This window comes from Streptomyces sp. AF1A (assembly GCF_047340315.1).
In the GTDB taxonomy this organism is placed as follows: domain Bacteria; phylum Actinomycetota; class Actinomycetes; order Streptomycetales; family Streptomycetaceae; genus Streptomyces.
On record NZ_JBLEBI010000331.1, the window covers coordinates 1 to 3147 of the forward strand.

At 73.8% G+C, this 3147-nt stretch carries 2 protein-coding genes and 1 pseudogene; 2 read left to right on the top strand and 1 reads right to left on the bottom strand.

Annotated features, from left to right (window positions below; translation table 11 throughout):
* Both ACLU3S_RS36475 and ACLU3S_RS36480 read left to right on the top strand, forming a co-directional pair.
* A pseudogene (locus ACLU3S_RS36475) lies at window positions 1–434 on the top strand (hypothetical protein); the annotation flags it as partial.
* A gap of 199 nt (window positions 435–633) precedes the next feature.
* The gene (locus ACLU3S_RS36480; RefSeq protein ID WP_413956267.1) at window positions 634–1581 is read left to right on the top strand and encodes a bifunctional riboflavin kinase/FAD synthetase; all 948 of its coding nucleotides are present in this window, start codon (window positions 634–636) and stop codon (window positions 1579–1581) included.
* 66 nt (window positions 1582–1647) lie between these two features.
* On the opposite strand, the gene ACLU3S_RS36485 is transcribed toward ACLU3S_RS36480, so the two are convergent.
* Window positions 1648–3147 (bottom strand): MinD/ParA family protein (locus ACLU3S_RS36485; RefSeq protein ID WP_413956268.1); only part of this gene is annotated, 1500 nt, incomplete at its 5' end.

Sequence of the window (3147 nt, forward strand, 5' to 3'; positions counted from 1 at the left end):
CCCTGCTGCCCCTCGTCACCGGCCTGCTCGACGGCGCCGGCGCACCGCTGCGGGCGGCCCTCGCCGGTGTCCTGGCCGCCCCCGGCACCGCCGCCTGCCGCCCGCTGCGCCGGGAACTGCTGGAGATCCTGCTCCGCCGCGAGCTGGATCCCACCGTCCTGGACGCCGTGCTGCACGCGGCGGCGACCCACCCGGCCGACCGGGACGACGAGGCCCGCGGGCTCGTCCACCGCACCGGCCTGATCCTCGTCCGCACCCCGGAGGGAGCCACCCGCTTCGACCGCGCCCTGCTGGACCTCGCCCGGCAGGTGCCCGGCTTCGCCGCACGCACGGCCCGCTGGCTCGCCGGCACCCCGGGCGACTGGGCCGCCGTGGTGGGCCCCAGCACCCGCCGCATGCTCGAGAACCTCGCGGGCGTACGGGTACCCGCCTGAGACCGGGCGTGCCGTGCCCCCACCGGTCCGAGCCGCGGGTGGGCGCACCGTGCGTCAGCCCGCCCGAGCCGCGGGTGCGGACGTGCGCCCCGTCACAGCCCCCCTACCGATGCGGGCCCGGGGCACCCGGCATGGCACCCTTAGACCTGCACAAGAGGTCAAGGAAGACAGACGGACACGGGTTCGAGGAGCGGTCACAGTGCAGCGCTGGCGTGGCTTGGAGGACATTCCCCAGGACTGGGGGCGCAGCGTCGTCACCATCGGTTCCTACGACGGCGTCCACCGCGGCCACCAGCTGATCATCAGGCATGCCGTCGACCGCGCCCGCGAGCTGGGCGTCCCCGCCGTCGTCGTCACGTTCGACCCGCACCCCAGCGAGGTCGTCCGCCCCGGCAGCCACCCGCCGCTGCTCGCCCCGCACCACCGCCGCGCCGAACTGATGGCCGACCTCGGCGTCGACGCGGTGCTGATCCTCCCCTTCACCACCGAGTTCTCGAAGCTGTCGCCCGCCGACTTCGTGGTGAAGGTCCTGGTGGACAAGCTGCACGCCAAGGCGGTCGTGGAGGGCCCGAACTTCCGCTTCGGCCACAAGGCGGCCGGCAACGTCGAGTTCCTCACCGAGCAGGGCAAGATCTACGACTTCGAGGTCGAGGTCGTCGACCTGTACCTCTCCGGGGAGGCGGGCGGTGGCGAGCCGTTCTCCTCGACCCTGACGCGGCGCCTGGTCGCGGCGGGCGACGTCGAGGGCGCCCGCGAGATCCTGGGCCGCCCGCACCGGGTGGAGGGCGTCGTCGTGCGCGGCGCCCAACGCGGACGCGATCTGGGCTTCCCCACGGCGAACGTCGAGACGCTGCCCCACACCGCCATCCCCGCCGACGGCGTGTACGCCGGCTATCTGCACGTCCAGGGCGAAGCCATGCCGGCCGCGATCTCCGTGGGCACGAACCCGCAGTTCGACGGCACCGAGCGCACGGTGGAGGCGTACGCCATCGACCGGGTCGGCCTCGACCTGTACGGCCTGCACGTCGCCGTCGACTTCCTCGCCTACGTACGCGGCCAGGCGAGGTTCGAGTCGCTGGAGGCACTGCTGGAGCAGATGGCCAGGGACGTGAAGCGGTGCCGGGAGATCGTCGCCGCGGAGGGCTAGCCAGGGCTTCCACGTACAGGGCGGCCGGTGCGCTGAGCACCGGCCGCCCTGTGCCGTCGTACCGCCCTACTGCTGCGGCGGCGGGGCCTGCGGAGGCTGCTGCCCCTGCGGCTGCTGCGGGGCCTGGGGGTGCTGGCCGGGCTGCGGGTAGCCGGGCTGCTGCGGGTACGGCGGCTGCGCCTGCTGTCCCTGCTGCGGCGGGTACGGCTGCGGGCCCGGGGCGTACGGCTGGCCCGGGGCCTGAGGGTACGGCTGACCCTGCGGGAAGGGCTGCCCCTGCGGCGCGTACGGCTGGCCCGGCATCGGCGGGGCGGCCACCGGGGGCGGGTTGCCGTCGCTGGTCCACAGCCCGTGCGACTGCTGGTGCCGTACGAAGTCCTCGGCGACCATCGCGGCGAGGTTGAAGTACGCCTCACGCGTCCGGGGCCGCATCATGTCCAGGTCCACCTCGGCGCCGGCGGCCAGGTGCTCGTCGAAGGGCACGACCACGACCCCGCGGGTCCGCGTCTCGAAGTGCGACACGATGTCCTCGACCTTGATCATCTTGCCGGTCTCGCGGACCCCGGAGATCACGGTCAGGGACCGGGACACCAGGTCGGCGTACCCGTGCGCGGACAGCCAGTCCAGCGTCGTACTGGCGCTGCTCGCGCCGTCCACGGACGGCGTGGAGATGATGATGAGCTGGTCGGCGAGGTCGAGCACCCCGCGCATGGCGCTGTACAGCAGCCCCGTGCCCGAGTCGGTCAGGATGACCGGATACTGCCGCCCGAGCACCTCGATCGCGCGCCGGTAGTCCTCGTCGTTGAACGTGGTCGACACGGCCGGGTCCACGTCGTTGGCGATGATCTCCAGACCCGAGGGCGCCTGCGAGGTGAACCGGCGGATGTCCATGTACGAGTTCAGGTACGGGATCGCCTGGACGAGGTCGCGGATGGTGGCCCCGGTCTCCCGGCGCACCCGCCGCCCGAGCGTGCCGGCGTCCGGGTTCGCGTCGATGGCGAGGATCTTGTCCTGCCGCTCGGTGGCGAGGGTGGAGCCGAGCGCGGTGGTCGTGGTCGTCTTGCCCACACCGCCCTTGAGGCTGATGACGGCTATCCGGTAACAGGACAGCACCGGCGTGCGGATCAGCTCCAGCTTCCGCTGCCGCTCGGCCTCCTCCTTCTTGCCGCCCAGCTTGAACCGGGACGCCGCGGCGGCGGGCCGGCCGCTCTTCGCCTTCTGCCTCTTGTTGTTCAGCAGCCGGTCCGAGGACAGCTCCACGGCGGCGGTGTAACCCAGCGGCGCGGCACCGGGGTTGGTGGGCTGGCGCTGGTCGTGCTGGATCGGCTGCGGCCAGGCGGCACCGGACCGGGGGTCGACGGGCGCCTGCGGGGCTTCGGGGGCCTGCGCGCCCTGGACGCTCTGCGGAGGCGGCGGGAAGCCGTAACCGCCTGGCTGGGCCGGGGCGTTGGGCGCACCGTGCGGGGGGAAGCCGTAGCCGCCGGGCGCGCCGGGTCCGTGGGGCGCCGGCGGTGCGGCCGGGCCGGGTCCGTTCGGTGCCTGCTGGGCCGCCGGGTGCGGCGGGAA